This window comes from Arthrobacter sp. SE2 (genome assembly GCF_058244265.1).
On the sequence record NZ_JBZAYA010000001.1, the window covers coordinates 55,964 to 81,515 of the forward strand.

Genomic DNA, 25,552 nt, shown 5'->3' on the forward strand with positions numbered 1-25,552 from the left:
CCTCAGGCGAGCAGTCGCGTCAAGGCGTCTATTTCCCGGCCGGAAAAGTCGGAGGCGAGCTCACCTGTGCGGTTCAACCAGATGCCCAGCAATCCGGCGGCAGTGGCGCCTTCGGCGTCGAGAAGGCGGTTGTCGCCCACAAAAAGGGTCTCAGCCGGGTTGGTGCCCAAGCGCCGGACCCCTTCCAGGTAAATGGCGGGGTCCGGCTTGGGCACGCCTACGGTGTCCGTTCCGACAAGGACCGAGACCCGGGCAAGCCCCGCGCTGTCGAGCTTGACCCGCTGGTAGTCGTGGACATTGTTGCTCACGGCGCCATAGGGGATGCCCGCGGCGTCGAGGGCGTCGAGGACGGGCAGGACATCGCTGAAGGCCCTGACATAACTGGGCTGCAGCCGGGAATAGTCATTGAGCCACGTATGGGAGTCCTCGCCGCCGAGTTCCACTCCGAAATGCCCCAGGGCCGCACGGCCACGCAGAAGGCGCTGCTCGTTGAACGTCAACTCGCCGGCGAGGTACCGGTCATAGAAGTGCGTGGTTTCGTGCGTGAAGATCCGTCCGAACTTCTCCCACCCGGCCTGGTCCAGGCCGGGCAGGAGGTGTTCGCTCACGTCACGCAGGGCCGTGGTCATGGCGTACTCAAGGTCCACCAAGGTGTCGTCGATATCGAACAGGACACCCCGGGCCGTGCCGAATGACTCATGAAGTGCGCTGATCACGGAGTGCCTGAACTAGTCGCGGAACGCGCGCAAGCGGGTGAGCGAGGAATCCTTGCCCAGGATGACCATCGATTCGAACAGCGGCGGCGAGATGCGGCGGCCGGAGATTGCCGTGCGCACCGGGCCGAACGCGAGGCGCGGCTTGATCCCAAGATCCTCCACCAAGGCTTGCTTGAGTGCTGCCTGGATGCTTTCTGCTGTCCAGTCGGCGAGGGGTTCGAGCGCAGCCAACGCGGCGTCCAGCACCTCGCCCAGGTTCTCGGGGAGTCCCTTGCGGGCGTCGTCGGCGACGTCGATCGCGTCGTCGTTCTTGAACAGGAAGGCAAGCATCTCGGGAGCCTCGCCCAACAGGGTGATCCGCTCCTGGATCAGCGGCGCGGACTCGGCAAGAATCTCTTCCTGGCGCGGAGTCAGGATCTCCCCCACGAAGCCTGCGGCACGCAGGTAGGGCACGAGCCGCTGACGGAAGTCCTCCGGAGTGAGCATGCGCACGTGCGTTCCGTTGATGGCTTCGGCCTTCTTGATATCAAAGCGCGCCGGGTTGCCCAGGACGTCGTGGATGTCGAAGTTGGCCACGAGCTGCTCCACGGTGAAGATATCCTCGTCGGCGCTCAGGGACCAGCCCAGGAGGGACAAGTAGTTGAGCAGTCCTTCGCGGATGAAGCCACGTTCGCGGTGCAGGAAGAGGCTGGATTCCGGATCGCGTTTGGAAAGCTTTTTGTTGCCCTGGCCCATGACGTAGGGAAGGTGGCCGAACTCGGGCATGTACTCGGCCACACCAATGGCGTAGAGGGCCCGGTAGAGGGCGATCTGCCGCGGAGTGGAGCTGAGCAGGTCTTCGCCGCGGAGGACGTGCGTGATGCCCATGAGTGCGTCGTCAACGGGGTTCACGAGTGTGTACAGCGGGGCGCCGTTGGCGCGCACCACGGCGAAGTCGGGCACGGATCCGGCCTTGAACGTGATCTCCCCGCGCACAAGGTCGTTGAAGGTCAGGTCTTCGTCCGGCATGCGCAGGCGCAACACGGCATTGCGGCCCTCGGCCTTGTACTGGGCGAGCTGTTCCTCGGTGACGTGGCGGTCAAAGCCGTCGTACCCGAGCTTCGGATCCCGGCCCGCAGCCCGGTGCCGTGCTTCGATCTCCTCGGGAGTGGAGTACGACTCATAGATGTGACCGCCGGCTTTGAGCTTGGCGATGACGTCCTGGTACATGTCGCTGCGCTGCGACTGGCGGTACGGTTCGTGCGGGCCGCCAACCTCGACGCCCTCGTCCCAGTCGATGCCGAGCCACTTCAACGCGTCAAGCAGTTGGTGGTAGCTCTCCTCGCTGTCGCGGGCCGAGTCCGTGTCCTCGATCCGGAAAACCAGTTTGCCACCGGTGTGCCGTGCGTAGGCCCAGTTGAAGAGGGCCGTACGGATCAACCCAACGTGCGGAGTTCCCGTGGGTGAGGGGCAGAACCGGACGCGGACCGGGGTTTCAGCGTTCACGGCAGGAATGGCGGCAGAGTTCGACGCAGCAACAGTAGTCATAATGGTTCCAACTTTACCCCGTGCCGCCGGACGGAAAGCCCAGTGCCCGTGGGGGCAAAGCGGTTGACGGGGCGGACCGCCAAACCTCTACCGGCGGACCACCGGGTTGGACAAGCGGCCGATGCCTTCGATCTCGATCTCATAGCGGTCGCCCTCCTGGACCAGGCCGACGCCGGCCGGAGTCCCGGTCATGATGACATCCCCCGGAAGCAGGGTGAAAGCCTGCGAAACGATGGACACCAGCTCCCGAACGCTGCGAATCATCTGGTTCGTGCTGCCGTCCTGGCGGAGCTCACCATTGAGCCACCCCTTGATGGCCAGGTCCTCGGGGTCGAGTTCCGTCTCGATCCACGGGCCGAGCGGCGCGGAGGTATCAAAGCCCTTGGCACGCGCCCACTGCAGGTCCGTCTTCTGGACGTCGCGGGCCGTGAGGTCGTTTCCGCAGGTGTAACCGAAAATGACATCGTCCACGCGATCTTCGGGCACATCCTTGCAGATGCGGCCAATGACAACGCAGAGTTCCGCCTCAAAGGAGACTTCCTCCGAGAACTCAGGCAACACGATCGGATCGTTGGGGCCAACGACGGCGGTATTCGGCTTCAGGAACAACAAGGGGTGCTGCGGAACTTCGTTACCGAGTTCCCGGGCGTGCTCGGCGAAGTTCCGTCCGACGCCGATGACCTTGCTGCGCGGAATGATGGGTGCCAGCAAGCGCACGTCCTCCAGCTTGTGGCGGACCGAGGTCCGCTCAACGCCGTTGAAGAAGGGGTCGCCGTGGATGACAGTGATGACTTCACTGCCGGGCTCACCTTCGACGACGCCGTAGACGGGATCAGAATCAACAACAAACCGGGCGATACGCATGGTTTCTAGCGTACCGTCCGCCGGCGGCCACCACGCGCGCACTGTGGTGGACGTCCGCTAGCCTCGCAGATAGTCCAATTGCGCCGCCACCGAAGTTTCAGCGGCCCACCGCACGGAAGGATCGACGTCGGGATACACCGCGTCGGTGACGGCCTGGACCCCGGCTTGGGGCCCGAGCCGCGCGAGTGCTTCGCGGATCTGGTCCAGTCGCATCTCCCTGTGGGCCCGGTACTCGCGGCATACGACGTCGACGGCCGGCAGCACGGGACCGTGAGCGGGCAACAGTGTTGCGGGGCCGAGGCCTTCGAGAGTGTCGAGGCTGGGGAGGTAATCCCCCAGCCGTCCATCGGGATAGTCCAGGACCGTGGTTCCGCGTCCCAGGATGGTGTCGCCCGTCAGCACGGAGCCATCTGGTCCGTCGCCGGGAAGGTGGAAGCAGACTGAATCCGAAGTATGGCCCGGCGTGGCAAGCACGCGGATCTCAACACCTGCAGCCTCGATGACCTCGCCACCCCGCAACGGTTCGCCTCCGTGGCAGTGCGCCGGATCCGCCGCGCGGACAGGTGCGCCGGTGATTTCGTGAAAGCGCGCAGAGGCCTCGGTATGGTCCTTGTGGCGATGGGTGATGAGAACGAGCTCTACGGATCCCGCGGCGGCCAGGGCCGCGAGGTGCGATTCGTCCAGCGGCCCGGGATCGACGACGACGACTGCGGGAGCGTCCGGCGCGGCAATGACGTACGAGTTGGTACCGTCGAGGCTCATCGGACCCGGATTGGGAGCGAGCAACGATCGGGTGAGGGGACTGCTGTTCTGGAAAGTGGCGTCATTGACCGGATTCACTTCTCCATCTTGGCACACGCCAATGAGCCGGACCCGGCAACGGGAAACCCGGTTCCAAGAGGCAGGAACGGCACACGACGTAGCATGGTGCCAAGGAACTGGGACGGATACATGTGGACAGTTGCGGAGGAGTCGAATGCGGAGTCAAACCCGACGAAGAAAACCTCTCTTGATGACGATGGCGATCGCCGCCGTCTGCCTCTCCGTCTTCGCAGTCCTCAGCGCTTGTTCCTCCGACACTGGACCCCGATCCGCCGTGGGCCAGTCCACCGTGGTGATCATCGGAGACTCCCTCAGCACAGGTCACGGCACCTCCCCTGACAATGCCTGGCCTCATCTAGTGGAGAACGATCCCGGCTTTCAACAGTTCCAAGCGACCATCGTCAATGCCGCGCATGACGGCAGCGGCTATGTCAGTGTCGGCGAGGACGGATCGACCTTCGGTTCCCAGGTGGACACAGCGGTAACCGACGAGACCCGCTTGGTGCTGTTCTTTGGGTCCGAAAATGACATGGGCACCTCCCCCGGAGAAACCGAGGCTGCGGCCGCACGGGCGTTCGCCTCAGTCAAGGCCCGAGCTCCGCAAGCCGACATCCTGGTGATAGGGCCGCCGTCGTATACACGCACACCCGAGGCGGAAAGGCTCGACATCCGCGACCAGGACAAAGCCGCTGCCCTGAAAGCCGGGGCCGATTTCATCGATCCGATCGACCTCGGCTGGATCATGGACGATGCCTCGGACCTCATTGGTCCCGACGGCGATCACCCGTCCGCGGCCGGCCAGCAGTATCTGCAGGCCAAAATGGAAGCGCTCATCGGACCGAGGATCCAGCAAGCCAGCCCCGGGAGCACCCCGTTCGCCGGTTAAACTGCGACGGCGACCCGCCCACCAAAGTGGGAGGCCGCCGTCGGGCGCTCTGCTGAACCTTAGGCCAGGCGGGTGAGCCAGCCGTGCTTGTCCTCGACCGTTCCGGTCTGGATGCCGAGCAACTGCTGGCGGATGGCCATGGTGGTTTCGCCCGCTTTGGCGTCCTCGGAGCCGATGAACTCGGTCTTGTCCTTGAGCACGCCGATGGGCGTGATGACAGCCGCGGTTCCGCAAGCGAAGACCTCGGCGATGTCGCCGGAGGCCACGCCGTCGCGCCACTCGGCGAGCGTGATCTTGCGCTCGGTAACCTCGCGGCCCATGTCCTTCGCCACCTGGATGACGGAAGAACGGGTCACGCCTTCCAGGATGGTTCCCGTGAGTGCCGGGGTGACGAGTGAGCCGTCCTTCATGACGAAGAAGACGTTCATGCCGCCCAGTTCCTCGACGGCGTCGTCGTTGAAGTGGTCCAGGAAGAGGACCTGCTTGCAGCCGTTCTCCTCGGCTTCCATCTGGGCAATCAGGGATGCGGCGTAGTTTCCACCGCACTTGGCTGCACCGGTTCCGCCACGGCCGGCGCGCGCGTATTCACGGGAGATCCAGATGGATACCGGCTTGAGTTCGCCGCCGAAGTAGTTGCCGGCCGGAGAAGCGATGACCCGGAAGGAGACCTCGCGGGCAGCGCGGACACCCAGGAACGCCTCCGTCGCGATCATGAACGGGCGCAAGTACAGGGCCTCGCCGTCGCCGGACGGAACCCATTCCTTGTCCGCCTGCACGAGTTCGCGGATGGCGCCGAGGAAGTATTCCTCGGGCAGTTCCGGGAGAGCCAAACGACGGGCCGACTTGTTCAGCCGGGCGGCATTGGCCTCGGGACGGAACGTCCAAACGGAACCGTCGGCATGGCGGTATGCCTTCAGCCCTTCAAAGATCTCCTGGCCGTAGTGCAGCACTGCCGCCGAAGGATCAAGGGAAATCGGTCCGTAGGCCTCGACGCGGGCACTGTGCCAGCCGCCCTTGCCCTCGGTGTCAACGCTGTAGTCGACAATGACGGTGTTGTCGGTGAAGTAGTCGCCAAATCCCGGGTTTGCCAGGATAGCTGCACGCTCCTCAGCAGACTTCGGGGTCTCCGAGAGCTGCTGGCTGAATTCGACGCCGTGGGCAGTCTGAGTCATGTTTCCTCCAGTCGGCTACCAGGCAGAGCGAACCATCTCTTGGAGGATATGGTTCAGCGACGGACCACGGCAGCAGGTAAATAATTCAAGTAAAGCTTACGCCCGGGTACAGACCCTAAAGTGCGGCGGCGATGGCGTCGCCGATGGCCGCGGTACTGCGGCTCTCGCCATTGCGGCTTTCGATGTCAGCGACGACGGCGGCCTCGATCCTGCGGGCGGCGGTCGTGTAGCCGAGGTGGTCCAGCAACAAGGCCGCGGACAAGATGGCGGCGGTCGGATCCGCTTTTTGCTGTCCGGCGATATCCGGGGCGGAGCCGTGGACGGGTTCGAACATGGAGGGCGCGGTGCGGTCCATGTTGATGTTGCCCGAGGCTGCCAGACCGATGCCGCCGGTGATGGCCGCTGCAAGGTCTGTGATGATGTCTCCGAAGAGGTTGTCAGTGACGATCACGTCAAAGCGGGAAGGGTCGGTCACCATGAAGATCGTCGCGGCGTCGATGTGCAGGTAGTCGTGGGTGACCTCGGGGAATTCCTTGGCCACGGCCTCGACGGTGCGCTTCCACAAGTGGCCTGCGAAGACCAGGACGTTGTGCTTGTGCACGAGGGTAACGTGCTTGCGGGGACGCTCGCTGGCGCGGCGGAAGGCGTCCCGGACGACGCGCTCGACGCCGTGGGCCGTGTTGAGCGACACTTCGGTGGCAACCTCATGGGGGGTGCCACCGCGCAACGTACCGCCGTTGCCGACGTACGGACCCTCGGTGCCTTCGCGGACCACGATGAAATCGATGTTGCCAGGGTTGGCCAGCGGGCTGCCCACCGTGCCATAGAGCCGCGAGGGGCGCAGGTTCACAAAGTGGTCCAGGCTGAAGCGGAGCTTCAGCAGCATCTCGCGTTCAATGATCCCGGAAGGAATGCGGGTGTCCCCCGGGGCCGCACCGACAGCGCCGAAGAGGATGGCATCGCGGGTGCGCAGATCGGCCAGGACCTCATCGGGGAGCGTTTCGCCGGTTTCAAGCCAGTGCTGGGCTCCGAGCTTGTATTCAGTCTGTTCCAAGGTGACGCCTTCTTCGGCGACAACTTTTTCCAGGACCTTGAGGGCTTCGGCAATAACTTCGGGGCCAATGCCGTCGCCGGGAATGACAGCCAGGTTGATCGTTGCGGCGGGTTGCGTTGCGCTCATGTTTTCAGACTGCCAATGCATCCATATGTTGGTCAAAATCGTCTCAGCATTTGAGCGCCCGGAGGTCTGTGAGGAGCGCCTCCGCAAGGAGCTACCGGCCTGGAACAGGTGAAGCGACCACGGCCACATTTTTGCCCCAGAGATCCTGCGTATAGCAGCTGATCAGGACCAGTCGATTGGGCACCGCTGTCCAGACGGGACTGTCTTTCAAAGTCGATTTTGTGTACGTCGTGACGGAATCGACCTTGTATGTCATCGTTCCCGTTGCCGTGACGACTTTGAGTTCATCCCCGGGGGCCGCTGCATAACTGAGCTGGTTGAACGGCGCGTCGAGCCCTTCCCAGCTATGCCCGATCACGTAGGTGGTGTTCGTCGAGCCGGCTCCAGGGGCTCCGAACGGAGTGAGCCAATATCCATCCATCGTCTCCGGCGGCTCAATGCTCTGCCCGCCGGCAGGGTCTGGTCGCAGCGGGTGGACCACCACATCCAGGCCAACCGCCGGGTAGGTAATCTGCAACGGGGCCGACGCCGCGGGGAGAGGCGTTCCCGGCGCAGTGGCAGGAGCCACCACCGTTGCACGGCTCGGCTCGGGCCTGATCGCGGGGGCCGCCGTCGAAAGCGCCCTCTGCCCTGCGTCGAAAGTGGCCGGACTCCCTGGGGCGGATGCACCGTAAACCAGCCATGACGCTAGCAGTCCCACGACACAAATCGCCACCAGGAGAAGATCCCTGGAACTGATGAGTAGTGTGCGGGTTCCGGCTGAGCGAGGCTGCCGCGTGTAACGGTGACTTGCCATGACCACTCCCGGAGACGGCGAAGAAGGTGGATGGGTGCCGCACATTGTCTGGCGGCACCCATCGTGGTTTGTCTAGCGGTGGGCCCCTCTCGCCCTCGCACCGCTCCTCACGACGACGAACGCGGCCACTGCACTAAAGAGGCCAGTCAAGCCGACAAGCCAACCGGGGATACCCGCGTCCGCCTTTCCGCCGACGGCCGTCTGCACGTTGTAGCCCACGTTGGTGATCGGGGCGTCCGGTGTGGTTGCGGCGCCGGCCACTGCTGGCGCAGCGGGGGTGGCCGCTGCGGGAACGGGCGCTTGCGGCGTAGCGACGGGTGGAACCACGGGCGTGACGGCCGGTGGCACCACTGGCTCCAGCTGCTCCACAGGACCGCCCGGACTCGACGGCGGGCTCGACACGGGCGGGGTGACCACCGGACTCGACGGCGGACTCGTCACCGGCGGGGTGACCACAGGATCCACCGCCGGACTCGTCACCGGCGGGGTGACCACCGGACTCGACGGCGGACTCGTCACCGGCGGGGTGACCACCGGATCCACCGGCGGACTCGTCACCGGCGGGGTGACCACCTTGCAGCCGGCGTTAAGGATGGCGATGTTTTCCGAGGTGAGGTTTTGCCCCTTGGGCATAAGGTCGCCCGCGTTGGCAGGAACGATGTCGTTAGTGTCGGCGACATGCCCGGACAGCGCCGACAAGCTTATCGTCAGCGCGACGTACGGGTTCGCGGCCGAATGAGTGGCGTGGCAGATAGTGATCTTGTCTGAGGGAGCAGCATTCGCCGACACCGTGGCACCCAACAATCCCAGGCCCACGACCCCCAAGGTCGCAATAGCTCGTTTCATCTCGGTCCCTCCAACCACATCAGGTTCGAGCTGACCAAACCTTGCGGAGTAACCGTCTTCGAGACCCAGGAAAGACAAGTACGGGAGACCTCAACCAGCGAGATGAATCTTGACAGTTACTCCCCAGAAAGTGTCATCAGTTCGCTTGCTTTTCAGGCTAGGTTTCCGTCTACTAATTAACGCGAGTGGCGGGTACGCGTTTACAGCTAGGATCCAGGCGGCTTTGTCCCGGCCGCTACCTGCTCCGGCTGGATCTACACTCGCCGGCGGGAAGGTACCACTTGGAAGTCCAGCGACCCGTCGGATCCGTGGCCGGACACCGATCGGTCGTGCGACGGGAAAAGGAACACCCCCTCACCCGGTGAGGTGAAGGGGTGTAACGCACGGCTTAAGTGAGCGGGCGTCCGCCCAAAAGGCCACATAGGTGAGCGGGCGTCTAGGACTCGGCGGGCTCCTCGTAACGCGGGAAAACCGGGGCCGGGGCCGGGAGTTCCGTGCCGGGGACGATCGGCGTCGCGATGGCCGCGAACTGGCGGGCCTCCCCTTCCAGCTGTCCCAGGACCTCGAGCAGCTTGGCCGCCGACGTCGGCATCACCGGCTGGGCGAGGATCGCCACGATGCGGACAACCTCCAGGGTGACGTACAGGACGGTGTTCATGCGCTCGACGTCGGTCTTGCGCAGCACCCACGGGGCCTGCTCGGCGAAGTACGCGTTGGTGTCGCCCAGCACGGCCCAGATTGCCTCGAGGGCACGGCTGAATTCCTGCTTCTCGAAAGCAGCGCGGGCCACGTCCAGCAGTCCGCTGGCCTGAGCCAGCAGAGCGGTGTCCGCCGCAGAGAAATCACCGGGAACCGGAACCTTGCCTTCGCAGTTCTTCGCCACCATGGACAGCGAACGCTGTGCCAGGTTGCCGAAGTTGTTGGCGAGGTCTGCGTTCATGCGGCCCACGATCGCCTCATGGTTGTAGCTGCCGTCGGCACCGAAGGGCACTTCGCGGAGGAAGAAGAAGCGCACCTGGTCCAGGCCGTACTGCTCCACGAAGTCCTTCGGGGCCACCACGTTGCCGAGGGACTTGGACATCTTGACGCCATTGTTGGTCAGGAAGCCATGGATCATGACGCGCTTCGGCAGTTCCAGGCCGGCGCTCATCAGGAAGGCGGGCCAGAAGATCGCATGGAACCGTGAGATGTCCTTGCCAATGACGTGGACGTCCGCGGGCCAGAACTTTCGGAACGCCTCCGATTCGGCGTCCGGGTAACCGACCCCCGTCAGATAATTGGTCAGGGCATCGACCCACACGTACATGACGTGTTTGTCGTTCCCCGGCACCGGGACGCCCCAGTCGAAAGTCGTGCGGCTGATGGACAAGTCCTGAAGGCCCTGCTTGACGAAGCTGATGACCTCGTTGAAGCGGTACTGGGGAGCGCCGAATTCCGGTTGCCCCTCGTACAACGCCAGCAACCTGTCCTGGTAGGCGGACAAGCGGAAGAAGTAGCTCTCCTCCGCGGTCCAACTCACCTCGGTGTCGGTACCGCGCGAGTAGCGGACGCCGTCGTCCTTCAGTACGGTTTCGTCCTCGGTGTAGTAAGCCTCGTCGCGGACCGAGTACCAGCCCTCGTACTTGGACAGGTAAATGTCCCCTTTGGCTTCCATCTTCTTCCAGATGGCCTGGGAAGCGGCGTAGTGGTCGGCGTCCGTGGTGCGGATGAACCGGTCGTAGGAGATGCCCAAGGCCGAATGGGCGGCCTTGTAGATTTCGGCATTCCGGTCCACGAGTTCCTTGGGCGTGACGCCTTCCTTCTCCGCCGCCTGGGCGATCTTCATGCCGTGCTCGTCCGTACCGGTCAGGAACATCACGTCATAGCCGTCGAGGCGCTTGAACCGGGCCATCGCATCGGTGGCGATGTACTCGTAGGCATGCCCGATATGCGGCTCGCCGTTCGGGTACGTAATGGCGGTGGTGATGTAGAACGGGGGTTTATCTGGAGACGTCACTCTACGAAGTTACCTTCTCTTGGAGATGGAAAGACCGGACCGGCCGCATGTGACGGCCGGTCCGGAAGCATCGGCTACTAGTTCAATTCAGTCAGCGTATCGCTGAGCCTGACAAGCTCGTGGTCGTGCGACGCCACCAGCACGGCGATGCCGTCGCTGGTGGTGTCCTTCAGGATGCTGATGATGCGGTTTGCCGAAGTGCGGTCCAGGCTGGCCGTTGGCTCGTCCACCACCAGGACACGGGTGCCCAGGATCAGGGCCCGGGCGATCGCGACACGCTGGCGCTCACCGCCGGACAGCTGCGCCGGACGGTGGCGCATGCGCCTGCCCAGCCCCACCAGGTCCAGCAGGTCCTTGGCCATTTCGGTGCGCTGCTCCACTTCGCCGTCGGGAACGGCCGGCAACAGCACGTTCTCCAACGCGCTCATGCCGTCGATCAAGGCGCCGCCCTGGTCCACGTACCCGATCAGGGCGCGGCGACGGTCGGCGATTTCGTCGTCGCCCATCTTCTCAAGGGAATCGCCCTCCCAGAGGACGCGGCCCGACGTCGGAAGCGTGAGTCCCGCTCCCACCGTCAGGATGCTGGTCTTGCCTGAGCCGCTTCGCCCGGCGACGCAGTGCATCTCACCGGCGTGCAGGGTCAGGCTGAAGTCCTCGACGACGGTGACGGGCTCCGCGCCACCCTTGTCACCGCCGTAGCGGATGGTGATGTTGCTCAACTGCAGGGGCATACCGTGGTCAGCGGCGCGCACGATGGTGTTGGCGCGGGTCTGGAACGACTCGTCGGTGGATTCCGTGGTCGCGGTCAGATCGGGTTCGAGGTTGTCAGTCATTTGACCACTTTCGTTGCAATGGGAATCCAGCAAATTACGGCCACCACTCCGGCCAAAGCGGCCCAAAGTGCGGCATAAGGAGCGAGCAACAGGCCCAGGCCCAGCGCCCCCACGACGCCCAGGATCAGGGCCACTGCTCCGACCAAGGCATTTTCGAAGAACCGGACCTGCCCCAGCATGTCCGGGTTCCAGCCCATGGCCCGGAGAGTGCCGAGCTGCTCCCGCCTGGCCTGGAGTTCGAACCGACCCGTGACCAAGGTCAGTACGAGGCCCACGAGCACTCCGGAGACTGCCAGGATGACGCTCGGCAGGGCTACGGTAGCTGAGGCGAGACCGCTGAGGGCGCTCGCTCCAGCTGCGCGCGGGATGTCAATGAGCAATGCGATCAGGGCACCGACGGCCGCCCCGAACACTCCCACAGCCACAGCCAGCGCGACTGAGCTGAAGCGGTGGGTGACCAGTTGGCGGTACGCAAACGTCAGCGGCGAATCCACCGGGATCAGGCGTTCATCGTGTTGGGGTTCCTGGTCAACGATGTCGCGGTGCCGCAATTGCTGGGCCGCGATGTAAGCGGCGGCGCAGTAAATGAGCAACACGGACGCGGAAACAATGACCGTGGCCAGGTTCCAGCTCAGAAGGCTCAGCGCAATGCCTGCCACGGCGACGATCCCCGCACCGATGCCGAACTCCTCGAGGACCCAACTTCGGATTTTCCTCTGGGTCCAGCCCATGGCGCGGAGGATCCCCGCCTCGTTGCGTCGCTGGCGGATATAGCTGACTGTGGAAGCGCCGGTCAGGAGAGTGGCCCCGCACAGCGTCAGGAAGAGAAGGGTGATGTTGGTGCCGGTCAGGGAACCGGAAACGGCATCGGCGGCATCCTGTCGAACCCACGACTGCTGGACGGTGCCCAGCGCAGATTCCTTGCCGGCGTCGTCCTTGGAGTATCCCGGGACGAAGATGTTGGCGTCTTCACGCGCGGAGCCGGCCACCACTGTGGCTTGCAGACCCATGTCGCGGATCTGGGCTGCGAGCTTGTCGACCTCCGGTTGGGCTTGTTTCCAGTTGCCCGGTGCGCTGGCGCGGACCCGGACGGCATCGATCACATTGGCGTTGGAATCGTAACCGCGCGCTGCGGCAAGGCCGTAGTAGTCGGTAATGGCACCGGCAGACTGGCTGACGAGGCCAGTATCGCTTAGCGAGGGCTTGAGGCCCTTGGCGGCGGTGTCATTGCCCGAAGCGTCCTTCTGGAGCGTCATCGGGGCCGGGTCGTAGCCACCCAAGGGCAGCTTGTTGACGTCGCCGGCCGCTTTCTGGATCTGGGCAGGATCAAACGTCCCGTAGACCATCGGCAGCGGGGTAGCGGGCTTCGATCCCGTGGCAAGGTTCTCCCGGTAGGAGCGCTCGTCGACCGGCTTGCGCTGGCTCTGGTCCACGATCGCGCCAAAGGCCGACTTCTCAGGCAGCTTGTTGACGGTAACCCAGTCCCCCGGTGTGGCGGACTTGGCGACGGCTCCATTCGCAGAGGTTTCGCCGTCCTTGTACTTGGGTGCGGCTGCGAAGTCCGTGCTCCACTGGGCCGGCTGGTACAGGCCTTGGCTGAAGTTGCCCATGTTACCGAGCAACTGACTGTGGTCGGTGGACCCGGGCCATGACAGGGCGAACGGCGACTTTGACACGAACGGCAGGTAGTCCTTGTCCAAGGAACGTGAGACAGTGCCGACGTCGTTGACGACCTTGCCCGAATCATCGATTTCCTGGATTTTGACCGAGTACTTCAGGTCCAGCGAGGTTCCCTGCCGGACGATCAAAGGAATGGCCTGCGAGGCATCCGTGATCTGGCCGGAGAGCTTTGCCTGCTGGTACTGGGTCATGAGGGGTGCCCAGTATTTGAGCTTGACGCCCATGAAATCCGGGCCTTGTTCGAGTTCCTGCTGCGTAGGACTCTTGGCGAAGAGTTGTTCGAAGTAACGGCCGATTGCACCGGCATTGCGGGTGTCGGCCGGCGGCGCCTTTTGCAGCGGTGCGAGGAAGTCTCCGGCCGAGCCCAAGAGGGCGCGTTCAGCGGTCGGATCGACGGCGACGACCGACTCGGTGACCTGCGGAGCCATGGGCAGCGCCACCGACAGATTAAAGAGGTTGTGTTCTGAGCCACCGGCAGGAGCGGGGAACTTAATGCCGGTCTCCCCCGCGGGACCGGCGATGCGGATGCTCTTGCCTCCGGCAGTCTGCTGCTCCACGACCTGCCCCTTGCCGAGCGTGCCTTCAGCGCTGGTCTGGAAGAGGGTTTGCTGGGACACCCCGTCGGAGCTCACGGCAGTGGCGGTGAGGCGGTACTTCTTGGGCTGCGCGGGGAGGACGGACTCCGGCGCGGGCCAGCTCTTGGAGTCCGTTCCGGTCGGATCTCCCGCGGTGGCTCCACCAGCCAGCCCCGCGTTGTAGCCAAGGTAATCCATAGCATCAAGCCGCGGAGTTTCCAGGTTCTGCGTCACCCGGGACACGAGGCTGATGGGCGCGGCTACCGACGCACCGCTCAGCCCCCGGATCTTCTCGAGTTGCGGGAAGCTGATGCCGCCCTGGCCGTTCGCGATGTCCGGCTGGAGGAGTGCCCCGCCGTCCTTGGTATTCGCGGACTTGGCCTGGACCAGGATGTCGTACAGGCCGCGTGAGTTCTCATCCACTGTCCGGTTCAGCGCGGCCTGCGACTGGCTCTGGATGAATACGGACAAACACATGGCGACGATCAAAATGGCCGCGGTCAACAGAAGCACACGGCTTCTGATGAACCTCTGGACGGCGTTCATAGGGCTCCCTGAGTCCTGGATTGCGGGTGTGCACACTGCTCTCCCTGGAACCATGCCGAGAGGCAATAGGAATCCACCGGGTGCGTGCAAAAGTTATTGGCCGGCCTGCCGCCGGTTCCGAATTTCGGACCAAGCCATTGTAGGCAGACCGGCCAATGATATGTGGCCGATGTGAAGTGCGGCACACTTTTCTAGCTCAAACGGTGAGGATGCTAGTCCTCCAGATCCACTTCGCGAACCATGTCTGCACCGATGCCGGCCTTGATTGCTTCGAGGACCTGCTGCGGCACCGAAGTGTCGATCGTCAGCAGCGCCAAGACCTGGCCGCCTTCGCTCTGGCGTGCCACCTGCATGCCACCGATATTGATGTTGTTCATGCCCAGGATGTGGCCGATGGTGCCGATGACACCGGGACGGTCCGCGTAGGAAACAACCACCAAGTGTTCGCTGATCGGGATTTCGACGTCGTAGCCGTTGACGCCCACGAGCTTCTGGACCTGCTTGGGTCCGGTGAGCGTGCCGGCCACGGAAATCTGTGAGCCGTCACTGAGTGCCCCGCGGATGGTCAGGACGTTGCGGTAGTCCTCGGCTTCCGGCGTCGTGATCAGGCGGGTGTTGATGCCGCGCTGCTCCGCGATGACGGGCGCGTTGACGTAGGAGACCTGCTCGGTCACGACGTCGGCGAACACGCCCTTGAGCGCCGCCAGTTCGAGGACCTTCACGTCCAGGCTCGCGATTTCGCCCGCGACCTCGACGTCGATCTGCGTCAGGGATGCGTGGGTCAGGGCCGTGAAGATCCGGCCGAGCTTCTCGATCAGCGGGATTCCGGGGCGAATCTCGGAAGCGATCACGCCACCGGCGACGTTGACTGCATCCGGAACGAGTTCGCCGGCGAGGGCGAGGCGCACGGACTTCGCCACGGAGACGCCGGCTTTTTCCTGGGCTTCATCGGTGGAGGCACCAAGGTGAGGCGTCACGATGACGTTGTCCATGCCGAAGAAGGGAAGGTCGGTGCTCGGCTCCTTGACGAACACGTCGACGGCGGCGCCGGCGATCTGACCGTCTTCCAAAGCCTCGTGGAGGGCTTCTTCGTCGATCAGGCCGCCACGGGCGACATTGACAACGTAGGCCGTTTCCTTCATCTTCTTGAAGGCGTCGGCGCCCAGCATACCCACGGTTTCCGGGGTCTTGGGCATGTGGATGGTGATGAAGTCCGACTTCTCCAGCAGCTCGTCCAGGGTGACGAGCTTGACGCCGAGCTGGGCGGCGCGTGCCGAGGTGATGTAGGGGTCGTAGGCGAGGATCTCGGTCTCGAAGCCTTGCAGCCGGGCAGCCACGAGCGCCCCGATGCGTCCGAGGCCGATGATGCCGATCTTCTTCTCGAAAAGTTCGATGCCCGTGTACTTGGAGCGCTTCCACTCGCCGCCCTTCAGGGCGGAACTGGCCTGCGGGATGTGGCGGGCGAGGCTGAGGATATGGCCGACCGTAAGCTCGGCAGCGGACACAATGTTCGACGTCGGGGCGTTGACCACCATGACGCCGGCCTGGGTGGCGGCCTTGATATCCACGTTGTCCAGGCCGACGCCGGCACGCGCGATGATCTTGAGGTTCTTGGCTGCGGCAATTGCCTCGGCGTCCACCTGGGTGGCCGAACGCACGAGGATGGCGTCGACGTCGACGATTGCGGAGAGCAGCTGGGAGCGGTCCGCGCCGTCGGTTTGGCGGATCTCGAAGTCCGGACCAAGGGCCTCGATCGTGGCGGGGGAAAGTTCCTCAGCGAGGAGTACTACTGGTTTGGTGCTAGTCACCGGTGACCTCTTTAGCTCTCTTTTTCAGGTGGGGTTTTGGTGAAACGATTCTTTGACGACGAAGGCCGGACCCGGTATACCGGGTCCGGCCTCCATGCCGGGCGGCTTCATTTCGAGCCTATCCCGAACGGCGTTCTGTGTTGAATTGCTACGGCTCCTGCCGCGGCTTCAACGAGTGCCTTGACTAGCGGGCTGCGGAGCCTTCGACGTAGTCCTCGTCCTGCTGCTGCCAGGAGAACAGGGAACGCAGCTCGCGGCCGACACCCTCGATCGGGTGCTGCTCTGCCTTGGCCCGCAGTTCCTTGAACTCGACTGCGCCGTTGTCCTGGTCGTCGATGAAACGCTTGGCAAAGGCACCGGACTGGATGTCGGCGAGGACGCCGGCCATGTTTTCCTTGACCCGGGGGTCGATGACGCGCGGGCCGGAGACGTAGTCGCCGTACTCTGCTGTGTCGGAAACGCTCCAGCGCTGCTTGGCGATGCCGCCCTCCCACATGAGGTCAACGATGAGCTTGAGCTCGTGAAGAACCTCGAAGTAGGCGATCTGCGGCTGGTAGCCGGCTTCGGTCAGGGTCTCGAAGCCGTACTGGATCAGCTGGGAGACACCGCCGCACAGGACAGCCTGCTCGCCGAAGAGGTCGGTTTCGGTCTCTTCGGTGAAGGTGGTCTTGATGACGCCGGCGCGGGTGCCGCCGATTGCCTTCGCGTAGGACTTGGCCAGTTCCCAAGCGGAACCGGAAGCATCCTGCTCGACGGCGATGATGTCCGGGATACCGCGGCCGGCTTCGAACTCGCGGCGGACCGTGTGGCCGGGAGCCTTCGGGGCGATCAGGATGACGTCAACGCCCTCGGGCGCCTCGATGTAGCCGAAGCGGATGTTGAAGCCGTGGGCGAAGGCAAGGGCCTTGCCGGCGGTCAGCTTGTCCTTGATGGAGTCGTTGTAGATCGCGCGCTGGTGCTGGTCCGGTGCCAGGATCATGATGACGTCGGCCCATTCGGCGGCGTCGGCAACGTTCTTGACCGTGAAGCCTGCGTCCGCGGCCTTGGCGATCGACTTCGAGCCTTCCTTGAGCGCGATGACAACCTCGACGCCGGAGTCGCGCAGGTTCAGCGCGTGGGCGTGGCCCTGGGAACCGTAGCCGACAATGGCAACCTTGCGACCCTGGATGATCGACAGGTCTGCGTCGTCGTCGTAGAACATTTCAGTCACTTGCGTAACTCCTCTTGAGTGGTTTTGTAGATATTGTCTGTGGTTCGGTATCGGGCTACTACGCAGTACCTAGGACAGTGCCTTAAGCGCTGCGCAAAGCCCTGTCACTCATGGAGCGGGATCCCCGCCCAACGGCCAAGGTGCCGGACTGCACTATTTCGCGGATGCCGAACGGCTCAAGCACTGAAAGCAGCGCTGCGAGCTTTTCCGGGGTACCGGTTGCCTCAATGACCACCGAGTCTGTGGAAACGTCAACCACTGAGGCACGGAACAAGTCTGCAGCTTGGGTGACCTGCAGGCGTGTCGCGGCATCCGCACGTACCTTGACCAGGATGTGGTCACGTTGCACGGAAGATTCTGGGGTCAGCTCGACAATCTTGATCACGTTGATCAGTTTGTTGAGCTGTTTGGTGACCTGCTCGATGAGGTCGCCATCGGCGTCGACGACGACGGTCATCCGGGAAATCCCGGAGACCTCCGTGGGGCCGACGGCCAGGGAGTTGATGTTGAAGGCGCGCCGGGCGAAGAGGCTGGCCACGCGGGTCAGCACGCCGGGCTTGTCTTCGACCAGAACGGACAGTGTGTGGCGGCTCATGGCTAGTCCTCCTCTTCCCATTCCGGGGTCATGTTGCGGGCAACCTGGATCTGGTCATTCGAGACTCCGGAGGGGACCATCGGCCACACCATGGAATTCGGGCTGACCACGAAGTCGATGACCACGGGACGGTCATTGATTTCCAAGGCCTTCTGGATGGTTGCGTCGATGTCCTCGTCCCGCTCGCAACGGAACGCGGCACAGCCGTAGGCGTCTGCCAGTTTGACGAAGTCCGGGATACGGACGGTGTCGTGGCCGGTGTTCAGGTCGGTGTTGGAGTAGCGGCCTTCATAGAAGAGGGTCTGCCACTGGCGCACCATGCCCAGCGAGGAGTTGTTGATGATGGCAACCTTGATGGGAATTTTGTTGATGGCGCAGGTGGCCAGTTCCTGGTTGGTCATCTGGAAGCAGCCGTCGCCGTCGATCGCCCAGACCACGCGGTCGGGTTCGCCGACCTTGGCGCCCATGGCTGCCGGCACGGCATAACCCATGGTGCCGGCGCCGCCGGAGTTCAGCCAGGCGTGGGGACGCTCGTACTTGATGAACTGGGCGGCCCACATCTGGTGCTGGCCAACGCCTGCAACGTAGATGCCTTCAGGACCCGTGAGCGCACCAATGCGTTCGATGACCCGCTGGGGGGCACTGAGTCCGTCTTCCGGTTCGGTCCAACCCAGGGGGTAGGTATCGCGGAGGTTGTTGAGGAACGCCCACCAACTGTCGAGGTCCGGGGTGCCGGATTGTTCGAAAGCGGCCCTGACGGCTTCGCTCAGTTCCGGAATGATCTCCTTGACGGAGCCCACGATCGGAACGTCAGCCGTGCGGTTCTTGGAAATCTCCGCGGGGTCGATGTCCGCGTGGATGATCTTGGCGTGCGGAGCGAAGGTGCTGAGGACGCCCGTCACCCGGTCATCGAAGCGCGCACCAAGGGTGATCAGCAGATCGGACTGCTGCAGTGCGGTGACCGCGGAAACCGTGCCGTGCATGCCCGGCATGCCGACGTGCTGCGGGTGGGAATCCGGGAACGCGCCGCGGGCCATGAGGGTGGTCACCACGGGTGCGCCGGTCAGCTCTGCGAGTTCGCGCAGTTCGGCCGAAGCGTGCGCCTTGACCACACCGCCACCGACATACAGGACAGGCTTGCTTGCCGCAGCAATCAGCCGGGCAGCCTCGCGCACCTGCTTGTTGTGGCCACGGACCACCGGCCGATAGCCCGGCAAATCAATCTTGGGCGGCCAGGAGAAGGTCATGGTGCCCTGCTGGGCGTTCTTGGCGATATCCACCAGTACCGGACCGGGACGCCCGGTGCTGGCAAGGTAGAAAGCTTCGGCCATGACATGCGGGATGTCATTGGGATCCGTCACAAGGAAGGAATGCTTGGTGATCGGCATGGTGATGCCGACGATGTCTGCTTCCTGGAAGGCATCCGTGCCAATGACAGATGCCGATACCTGGCCGGTAATGGCCACGAGGGGTACGGAGTCCATGTGGGCATCCATGATGGCGGTAACGAGGTTGGTGGCACCGGGGCCCGAGGTGGCGATGCAGACGCCAACCCGTCCGGTAACCATGGCGTAGCCTTGCGCTGCGTGGCCGGCTCCCTGTTCGTGACGGACCAGGACGTGATTCATCTTGGAGGCCATCAAAGGGTCATAGGTGGGGAGGATCGCGCCACCGGGCAAACCAAAAATATCGTCCACGCCGAGTTCTTCGAGCGAGCGGACAATAGCTTCCGAGCCGGTCATCACCGTTGGGGGTACAACGTTGTTCGGCCCGAGTACAGGAGAGAGAGTTGCAGCATTGTCGACGACGGCGTCAGCCGTGCGGTCGACCTTTTCCGGAGCCTTGGGGGCTCCAGCGGACTTTGCAGCCATCAGCGAGGGGCTGATCGGCGATCCTTTGCTCATCGGACTCTTCCTTTGGGGATCTTCAATTAGTGAAAGTTACTGCTTGGGTACTGCGTTCATGCGGGTTCTTGCTCAATGCGCCGTCCCCTGCGGGAAATAAAAAAACCCCTCAGCCTTGCGGCTCTTCGAGGGGTTGCGCGTGACGGTTCGTTACCAGTCGGGCTAGGAGGCCACGCGCTTGGTAAGTACGACAGTGCCCACGGTGGCGCCGACAGTAACGAATGCGATCATGCGTTCAGTGTTCCCTCTCAGTGAGATAGGTGTCAAACGATAAAGATGTCATCTCACTATGTGGACCCCATTGTCCACGGGTTGGTCCTACCTGACCACCCAACTGACTAGCAGTTGTTGTCGTTATGAGGCGTCAAAACGACAACAACTGCGAGCCAGTTGGGCCGGAACCCGGAATCACCCGCAGTAGGCGCCTGTGGAGGCGCTGTGCACCAGCTTGGCGTACTTCGCGAGGACGCCCTTGGTGAACTTGGCCGGGAGGGGCTCCCAGCCAACCTTGCGGGACTCGAGTTCGGCTTCGTCCACCAGGAGGTCGAACGAACGGGCAGCAATGTCCACGCGGATCTTGTCGCCGTCCTTGACGAAGGCGATAGGACCGCCGTCGACGGCTTCAGGCGCAACGTGCCCGATGCAGAGACCCGTGGTTCCGCCCGAGAAGCGACCGTCGGTCAGCAGGAGCACGTCCTTGCCGAGGCCCGCGCCCTTGATGGCGCCGGTGATGGCGAGCATCTCACGCATGCCCGGGCCACCCTTGGGTCCTTCGTAACGGATCACGACGACGTCCCCGGCCTTGATCTCACCCTTGTCCAAAGCGTCGAGGGCACCCTGCTCGCGTTCGAACACGCGGGCGGTTCCTTCGAAGACATCGGCATCGAAGCCGGCGCTCTTCACGACGGCACCTTCCGGGGCCATGGAACCGTGCAGGATGGTGATGCCGCCGGTCTTGTGGATCGGGTTGTCCAGGGCACGCAGGATCTTGCCGTCGAGGTCCGGCGGGTTGATGGAAGCCAGGTTCTCCGCAAGGGTCTTGCCCGTGACCGTCAGGCAGTCGCCGTGCAGCAGGCCGGCGTCGAGCAGCGCCTTCATGATGACCGGCACCCCGCCGATCTTGTCGACGTCGGTCATGACGTAGCGGCCGAAGGGCTTGAGGTCGCCCAGGTGCGGAATCTTGTCGCCGATGCGGTTGAAGTCGTCCAGGGTCAGTTCGACCTCGGCTTCCCGGGCGATCGCGAGCAGGTGCAGGACGGCGTTGGTGGAACCGCCGAAGGCCATGGTGACGGCGATGGCGTTCTCGAACGCCTTCTTGGTCATGATGTCCCGGGCGGTGATGCCGAGGCGCAGCAGGTTGACCACTGCCTCGCCGGACTTGCGGGCAAAGTCATCACGACGGCGGTCTGCCGAGGGCGGGGCAGCCGAGCCCGGCAGGGACATGCCGAGCGCTTCGCCAATGCACGCCATGGTGTTGGCCGTGTACATACCGCCGCAGGCACCTTCACCGGGACAGATCGCACGTTCGATGCGGTCCAGGTCGCCCCTGCTCATCTTTCCGGCAGCGCACGCGCCCACGGCTTCGAAGGCGTCAATGAGGGTGACTTCCTTCTCCGAGCCATCCTCGAGCTTGACCCAGCCCGGCATGATGGAACCGGCGTAAAGGAAGACGCTGGCGAGGTCCAGACGGGCGGCCGCCATGAGCATGCCCGGGAGGGACTTGTCGCAACCGGCCAGCAAAACGGAGCCGTCGATGCGTTCGGCCTGCATGACCGTTTCAACGGAGTCGGCGATGACTTCGCGCGAAACAAGGGAAAAGTGCATCCCCTCGTGCCCCATGGAAATACCGTCCGAAACGGAAATGGTGCCGAACTGCATGGGGAAACCGCCGCCGGCGTGAACGCCTTCCTTGGCACCCTGGGCGAGGCGGTTCAGCGAAAGGTTGCAGGGCGTAATTTCGTTCCACGAGCTCGCGACGCCGATTTGGGGCTTGGCGAAGTCGTCATCGCCCATGCCTACGGCCCGGAACATGCCTCGCGCGGGGGCGGCATGGATGCCGTCCGTTACGACCCGGCTGCGTGGCTTGATGTCCGGCTGGTTGTCTGTCGCAATTGGGGTGTGGTCACTCATGGGCACGAGTCTATGACTCTTGGGCTGTGGCCAACGAACATGTTTGGCGGGTTAAGGCGAATTTAGGGCTATTTCATTCAATATTTCATTCAAATAATGGACAGTCGTCTCGATATGTGAGACATCAGTCTCATCGTCGACCGCAGTTCCACCCGACAGGACCACGGGAGCGCTGAACGCCGCGAATCGATTGACTAACCTAGACAGCCCCGTGACACGGACGTAACGTCAAATCACGACCACTGCGCCACTCGAACAGACATGCGCCAATTGAACAGACAGAAGGGCTCCTCCCATGGAATGGTTGATCGCTGTCATCATCATCGTGTTGATCGTCGCGATTGTCTGGTGGCTCCTGAGCCGCAATAGAGCGAAGTCTTCCCCGGGCGCCATGGCCCCGGCCTCGCCGTCACCGACTGCTGCCTCTCCACAGATGGACGTCACAGCCGCCGCCCTGACAGGCTCCGCCCCTTTGGTCGCCGCAACTGCGACCGCCCATCAAGACGTGGCCGGGTCGCAGGCGGCCGCACCCGAAGCCGAGCCGGAGCCGGAAGCGGAACCTGAGGCGGGGGGCCTCGACGTCGACGATTGGGAGCGACCTTCCCCTCCCCGCGACACCGGAATGGCCGCCCCGGAAGAGTCCCCCGCGGCCGGAACCTCGGCGGAGGAGCCCATGTTCGAGGAGCCCACGCTCTCGGAACCCGTGCTGTCCGAGGACGCGGTTTCGGAGGCCACCGGGCCGGTTGCTGCCGAGCCCGAACTTGAAGGGGGCGTGACGGCCGACGACGTTACGGCGGCCGACGCCGGACCCTCCGTTCCCGCGGCTGCCGGCGTTCCGGCCTCGTCGACTACGGAACCAGCAACCCCCGAACAGTTGGCCGACAGCGCCGAGTGGGAAGCTACCTGGAGCGAAGGCGGCGCACCCGTACCCCCCGCTCCGATCCACCACCGCGAATACACGGACGCCCATGCACCGACGCTTCCCGGTGCGGAATCAGCCGCGGCGGAGGCAGTCGACTCTGCTGCGGAAATGCAAGAAGACCGGGCCGAAACTCCCGATGCGGTCCCGGCGCCTATTGAGTCAGCCACCCTGGACCAGGATTCCACCGGCGCGCCGCCGCTGGGCGGGCATCTCGCCGCCGAGCAGCCGTACGGTGAAGGCTCGGCTGCGGCCGGCGCTGACGGGAGCGGCCCCGATGGCTACACGGTCAAAGGCAACGCGGACACCATGACCTACCACGATGAAGACAGCCCGTCCTACGACGAAGTCAAGGCCGAGGTCTGGTTTGTTTCCAGCGCCCACGCAGAGGCTGCCGGTTTCCGGCCGCCCCGCAGGAACCGCCGCTGAGGGCCCCAAGGACCTGAGGATTCGCGGCGGCAAGCGGCCCTGCAACCAGGACAAGCAATGAACCACACAAAGGCGGGATCGGGGAGCGTTTTCCGGTCCCGCCTTGCGCTTGCCCGGGCTCTGATAGCGGTGGCCTTCCTCGTGGCTTTGCTGCTAGGCGCCTGCACAGGGAGTGCTCCCGGCCCGGGGCCCACCCAAGGCAACGGACCGGAGCTGCTTCGGAAGCTTGACCTGAATCTGACACTCCCGTGGTCCATCGTGTTCCTCGGCGACGGAACTGCCATCATCTCCGAACGCGACACCAAGCTCATCAAATCGGTCCGGAACGACCGGGCCACGACGGTAGGCGAGTTTCCCGGCGTCGTACCCCAGGGCGAAGGCGGACTGCTGGGGCTGGCACTCTCCCCGACGTTCGCCAGCGACCGCTTGCTCTACGCCTATTTCACCGCCGAATCGGACAACAGAATTTCGCGCACCCGCCTGGAGCAGGCCGCGGACGGGCGGCTGAGCCTCGGTACACCGGAAGTTATCTTCTCAGGCATCCCCAAAGCCTCGACCCACAACGGCGGCCGCATCCGCTTCGGCCCCGACGGGTTCCTCTATGTCGGCACGGGAGACGCGCAGCACCCCGAGCGGGCGCAGGACCGTAATGCGCTCGGCGGGAAGATCCTGCGGCTTACCCCCGAGGGGAAAGCCGCGCCGGGCAACCCGTTTGGCAACCCCGTTTACAGCTACGGGCACCGCAATGTGCAAGGGCTCGCCTGGGACAGCTCCGGCAGGCTGTGGGCGAGCGAATTCGGCCCTGACGTCAACGACGAACTCAACCTCATCGAGTCGGGCGGCAACTACGGCTGGCCGGAAGTGACCGGGGCGCCCGGCCGCGCCGGCTACATCGACGCCAAAGTGGTCTGGCCGTCGACGGCGGATGCCTCGCCGAGCGGGCTGGAGATCGTGAACGGAACGGCGTTCACGTGCGCGCTGCGCGGGCAGCGTTTGTGGGCGGTACCGCTCAACGGAGAAACGGCGGGGAATCCCGTGGCATACCTCACGGCGGACTACGGGCGACTCAGGGACATTTCGCTTGCGCCGGACGGCACGCTTTGGGTCCTTAGCAACAACCAAAACCCTGACTTTGCGCTGGTCCTGAAGCCTCCCCGCCAGTGACGCGCAGGAGGCCCGGGCCGATTTCACACTTCGGCAACTGTCGTGTAGAGTTACATGTCGTTGCGGAGATCAACGAGGGAAGAAAAGCCCTCCGTTGATCGAAATCGACAAATGCACCTCTAGCTCAATTGGCAGAGCAATTGACTCTTAATCAATGGGTTCCGGGTTCAAGTCCCGGGGGGTGCACCAAAGGGAAGGACCCTTGAGCGGCAGCAGCCGCTCAAGGGTTATTTCTTTGCGTTGCGAGCAACAAACAATTGCACCTCTAGCTCAATTGGCAGAGCAATTGACTCTTAATCAATGGGTTCCGGGTTCAAGTCCCGGGGGGTGCACCAAAGGGAAGATCCCTGGATGGCTGAATGGCCGTCCAGGGATCTTTTTGCTTTTCCGCCGGCTCCGCCGCGAGCCGGACTTTACCGGACCAGCTTCACCGGACCGGGCCCCAGAAGCTTAGTTGGAGGCTTCGCCCGGCGCCGCGCCTGAATCCGCTGCGGCCACAATGTCGTTTACGACTGCCGAGGAATGATTGTTCGCCAGTTCGCGTACCAGCGACTGGAGCTCCCGCCGCAGTTTGGCAGTGTCCACGGGCACAGGTGCAAGCACTTCGCGTTCCAATTGCGTGGCGAGCCCGAGGGTGTGCTCCCCCGCCTCGGTCAAACTGACCACTTGGCTCCGGCGGTCGGACACGCTGCGCGCACGGCTGACGTGGCCGTGGGCCTCCAGCCGGGTGAGCGTCTTCCCCATTGTCTGAGCCTGAACCCGGACGATCTGTGCGAGCGTCGACTGCGTGGTCGGTCCGTTGACGGCAAGTACTTCCATGACAATGACCCCGGCATGGGTCAGGTCCATACCGCGTAGTTTCTCGTTCCAGGCATGCTCCACGAGTCGCGCGGCCGTGGAGAGCAGGCGCCCGGTGGGCCACCGTTCCATATCAGGCATAAGGGCCAGTATATA

At 63.7% G+C, this 25,552-nt stretch carries 20 protein-coding genes and 2 tRNA genes; 5 read left to right on the forward strand and 17 right to left on the reverse strand.

All coding sequences use genetic code 11. The annotated features are described in order from the left end of the window. Positions 1-2 precede the first annotated feature (2 nt). From AC4CS3_RS00290 to AC4CS3_RS00305, 4 genes are all read right to left on the reverse strand, one after another. Positions 3-716: an HAD family hydrolase gene (locus AC4CS3_RS00290; RefSeq protein WP_490781723.1), complete on the reverse strand. Its 714-nt coding sequence runs from the start codon at positions 714-716 to the stop codon at positions 3-5. Between the two features lie 12 nt (positions 717-728). Beyond that, the gene (gltX, locus tag AC4CS3_RS00295) at positions 729-2,243 is read right to left on the reverse strand and encodes a glutamate--tRNA ligase (RefSeq protein ID WP_490781724.1); all 1,515 of its coding nucleotides are present in this window, start codon (positions 2,241-2,243) and stop codon (positions 729-731) included. Between the two features lie 87 nt (positions 2,244-2,330). Then, on the reverse strand, positions 2,331-3,107 hold the full coding sequence (locus AC4CS3_RS00300) for a fumarylacetoacetate hydrolase family protein (protein ID WP_241707477.1): 777 nt from the start codon (positions 3,105-3,107) through the stop codon (positions 2,331-2,333). Between the two features lie 57 nt (positions 3,108-3,164). Next, the gene (locus AC4CS3_RS00305) at positions 3,165-3,947 is read right to left on the reverse strand and encodes an MBL fold metallo-hydrolase (protein WP_490781725.1); all 783 of its coding nucleotides are present in this window, start codon (positions 3,945-3,947) and stop codon (positions 3,165-3,167) included. A 172-nt stretch (positions 3,948-4,119) separates the two neighbouring features. Here AC4CS3_RS00305 and AC4CS3_RS00310 point away from each other — a divergent pair, with 172 nt between their 5' ends. Beyond that, positions 4,120-4,815, forward strand: a complete 696-nt coding sequence (locus tag AC4CS3_RS00310; RefSeq protein ID WP_490781726.1) for an SGNH/GDSL hydrolase family protein — start codon at positions 4,120-4,122, stop codon at positions 4,813-4,815. A 59-nt stretch (positions 4,816-4,874) separates the two neighbouring features. Here AC4CS3_RS00310 and AC4CS3_RS00315 read toward each other — a convergent pair whose 3' ends face one another. The 12 genes from AC4CS3_RS00315 to ilvD form a co-directional block, all read right to left on the reverse strand. Then, positions 4,875-5,987 carry a branched-chain amino acid aminotransferase gene (locus tag AC4CS3_RS00315; RefSeq protein WP_490781727.1) on the reverse strand — a complete coding sequence of 371 codons (1,113 nt, stop codon included), beginning with the start codon at positions 5,985-5,987 and terminating at the stop codon, positions 4,875-4,877. Between the two features lie 115 nt (positions 5,988-6,102). Further along, complete coding sequence (locus tag AC4CS3_RS00320; RefSeq protein ID WP_490781728.1) at positions 6,103-7,167, reverse strand: 3-isopropylmalate dehydrogenase; 1,065 nt, start codon at positions 7,165-7,167, stop codon at positions 6,103-6,105. A 91-nt stretch (positions 7,168-7,258) separates the two neighbouring features. Continuing rightward, positions 7,259-7,963: a class F sortase gene (locus tag AC4CS3_RS00325; protein ID WP_490781729.1), complete on the reverse strand. Its 705-nt coding sequence runs from the start codon at positions 7,961-7,963 to the stop codon at positions 7,259-7,261. A gap of 72 nt (positions 7,964-8,035) precedes the next feature. Beyond that, positions 8,036-8,809 (reverse strand): hypothetical protein, encoded by a 774-nt coding sequence (locus AC4CS3_RS00330; RefSeq protein WP_490781730.1) that lies wholly within the window; start codon positions 8,807-8,809, stop codon positions 8,036-8,038. Between the two features lie 436 nt (positions 8,810-9,245). After that, entirely contained in the window at positions 9,246-10,805 is a 1,560-nt protein-coding gene (gene metG, locus AC4CS3_RS00335; RefSeq protein ID WP_490781731.1) for a methionine--tRNA ligase, read from the reverse strand. Between the two features lie 77 nt (positions 10,806-10,882). Further along, positions 10,883-11,638 carry an ABC transporter ATP-binding protein gene (locus AC4CS3_RS00340; protein WP_490781732.1) on the reverse strand — a complete coding sequence of 252 codons (756 nt, stop codon included), beginning with the start codon at positions 11,636-11,638 and terminating at the stop codon, positions 10,883-10,885. Beyond that, a complete protein-coding gene (locus tag AC4CS3_RS00345; RefSeq protein WP_490781733.1) occupies positions 11,635-14,439 on the reverse strand; it encodes an ABC transporter permease in 2,805 nt (934 codons plus the stop codon). Before AC4CS3_RS00345 ends, AC4CS3_RS00340 begins: the two co-directional genes overlap by 4 nt. A gap of 212 nt (positions 14,440-14,651) precedes the next feature. Beyond that, positions 14,652-16,247 carry a phosphoglycerate dehydrogenase gene (gene serA, locus AC4CS3_RS00350; protein ID WP_490781734.1) on the reverse strand — a complete coding sequence of 532 codons (1,596 nt, stop codon included), beginning with the start codon at positions 16,245-16,247 and terminating at the stop codon, positions 14,652-14,654. A gap of 184 nt (positions 16,248-16,431) precedes the next feature. Then, a complete protein-coding gene (gene ilvC / locus AC4CS3_RS00355) occupies positions 16,432-17,457 on the reverse strand; it encodes a ketol-acid reductoisomerase (protein ID WP_490781735.1) in 1,026 nt (341 codons plus the stop codon). A gap of 82 nt (positions 17,458-17,539) precedes the next feature. After that, on the reverse strand, positions 17,540-18,052 hold the full coding sequence (gene ilvN / locus AC4CS3_RS00360; protein ID WP_236811607.1) for an acetolactate synthase small subunit: 513 nt from the start codon (positions 18,050-18,052) through the stop codon (positions 17,540-17,542). 2 nt (positions 18,053-18,054) lie between these two features. Further along, entirely contained in the window at positions 18,055-19,956 is a 1,902-nt protein-coding gene (locus tag AC4CS3_RS00365) for an acetolactate synthase large subunit (protein WP_490781736.1), read from the reverse strand. A gap of 408 nt (positions 19,957-20,364) precedes the next feature. Then, on the reverse strand, positions 20,365-22,086 hold the full coding sequence (ilvD, locus tag AC4CS3_RS00370) for a dihydroxy-acid dehydratase (protein WP_345449920.1): 1,722 nt from the start codon (positions 22,084-22,086) through the stop codon (positions 20,365-20,367). A 295-nt stretch (positions 22,087-22,381) separates the two neighbouring features. On the opposite strand from ilvD, the gene AC4CS3_RS00375 reads away from it, so the two are divergent. The 4 genes from AC4CS3_RS00375 to AC4CS3_RS00390 all read left to right on the forward strand — a co-directional run bounded on the left by AC4CS3_RS00375 (position 22,382) and on the right by AC4CS3_RS00390 (position 24,933). Continuing rightward, positions 22,382-23,434: a sunset domain-containing protein gene (locus AC4CS3_RS00375; protein ID WP_490781737.1), complete on the forward strand. Its 1,053-nt coding sequence runs from the start codon at positions 22,382-22,384 to the stop codon at positions 23,432-23,434. A gap of 57 nt (positions 23,435-23,491) precedes the next feature. Continuing rightward, the gene (locus tag AC4CS3_RS00380) at positions 23,492-24,598 is read left to right on the forward strand and encodes a PQQ-dependent sugar dehydrogenase (RefSeq protein WP_490781738.1); all 1,107 of its coding nucleotides are present in this window, start codon (positions 23,492-23,494) and stop codon (positions 24,596-24,598) included. Between the two features lie 113 nt (positions 24,599-24,711). Then, positions 24,712-24,787 (forward strand) — tRNA-Lys (locus AC4CS3_RS00385). Between the two features lie 70 nt (positions 24,788-24,857). After that, positions 24,858-24,933 (forward strand) — tRNA-Lys (locus tag AC4CS3_RS00390). 115 nt (positions 24,934-25,048) lie between these two features. On the opposite strand, the gene AC4CS3_RS00395 is transcribed toward AC4CS3_RS00390, so the two are convergent. Beyond that, positions 25,049-25,537, reverse strand: coding sequence for a MarR family winged helix-turn-helix transcriptional regulator (locus AC4CS3_RS00395; RefSeq protein ID WP_437770708.1), 489 nt, complete (start codon positions 25,535-25,537; stop codon positions 25,049-25,051). Positions 25,538-25,552 lie beyond the last annotated feature (15 nt).

Bases quoted from the DNA above. Each gene is read 5' to 3' on its own strand.
- AC4CS3_RS00320 (WP_490781728.1), bottom strand. From the start codon at position 7,167: ATGAGCGCAACGCAACCCGCCGCAACGATCAACCTGGCTGTCATTCCC.
- ilvN (WP_236811607.1), bottom strand. From the start codon at position 18,052: ATGAGCCGCCACACACTGTCCGTTCTGGTCGAAGACAAGCCCGGCGTG.
- AC4CS3_RS00330 (WP_490781730.1), bottom strand. From the start codon at position 8,809: ATGAAACGAGCTATTGCGACCTTGGGGGTCGTGGGCCTGGGATTGTTG.
- AC4CS3_RS00380 (WP_490781738.1), top strand. From the start codon at position 23,492: ATGAACCACACAAAGGCGGGATCGGGGAGCGTTTTCCGGTCCCGCCTT.
- AC4CS3_RS00310 (WP_490781726.1), top strand. From the start codon at position 4,120: ATGACGATGGCGATCGCCGCCGTCTGCCTCTCCGTCTTCGCAGTCCTC.
- AC4CS3_RS00315 (WP_490781727.1), bottom strand. From the start codon at position 5,987: ATGACTCAGACTGCCCACGGCGTCGAATTCAGCCAGCAGCTCTCGGAG.
- AC4CS3_RS00325 (WP_490781729.1), bottom strand. From the start codon at position 7,963: ATGGCAAGTCACCGTTACACGCGGCAGCCTCGCTCAGCCGGAACCCGC.
- AC4CS3_RS00395 (WP_437770708.1), bottom strand. From the start codon at position 25,537: ATGCCTGATATGGAACGGTGGCCCACCGGGCGCCTGCTCTCCACGGCC.
- AC4CS3_RS00365 (WP_490781736.1), bottom strand. From the start codon at position 19,956: ATGAGCAAAGGATCGCCGATCAGCCCCTCGCTGATGGCTGCAAAGTCC.
- AC4CS3_RS00340 (WP_490781732.1), bottom strand. From the start codon at position 11,638: ATGACTGACAACCTCGAACCCGATCTGACCGCGACCACGGAATCCACC.
- ilvD (WP_345449920.1), bottom strand. From the start codon at position 22,086: ATGAGTGACCACACCCCAATTGCGACAGACAACCAGCCGGACATCAAG.
- AC4CS3_RS00300 (WP_241707477.1), bottom strand. From the start codon at position 3,107: ATGCGTATCGCCCGGTTTGTTGTTGATTCTGATCCCGTCTACGGCGTC.
- gltX (WP_490781724.1), bottom strand. From the start codon at position 2,243: ATGACTACTGTTGCTGCGTCGAACTCTGCCGCCATTCCTGCCGTGAAC.
- AC4CS3_RS00345 (WP_490781733.1), bottom strand. From the start codon at position 14,439: ATGAACGCCGTCCAGAGGTTCATCAGAAGCCGTGTGCTTCTGTTGACC.
- AC4CS3_RS00375 (WP_490781737.1), top strand. From the start codon at position 22,382: ATGGAATGGTTGATCGCTGTCATCATCATCGTGTTGATCGTCGCGATT.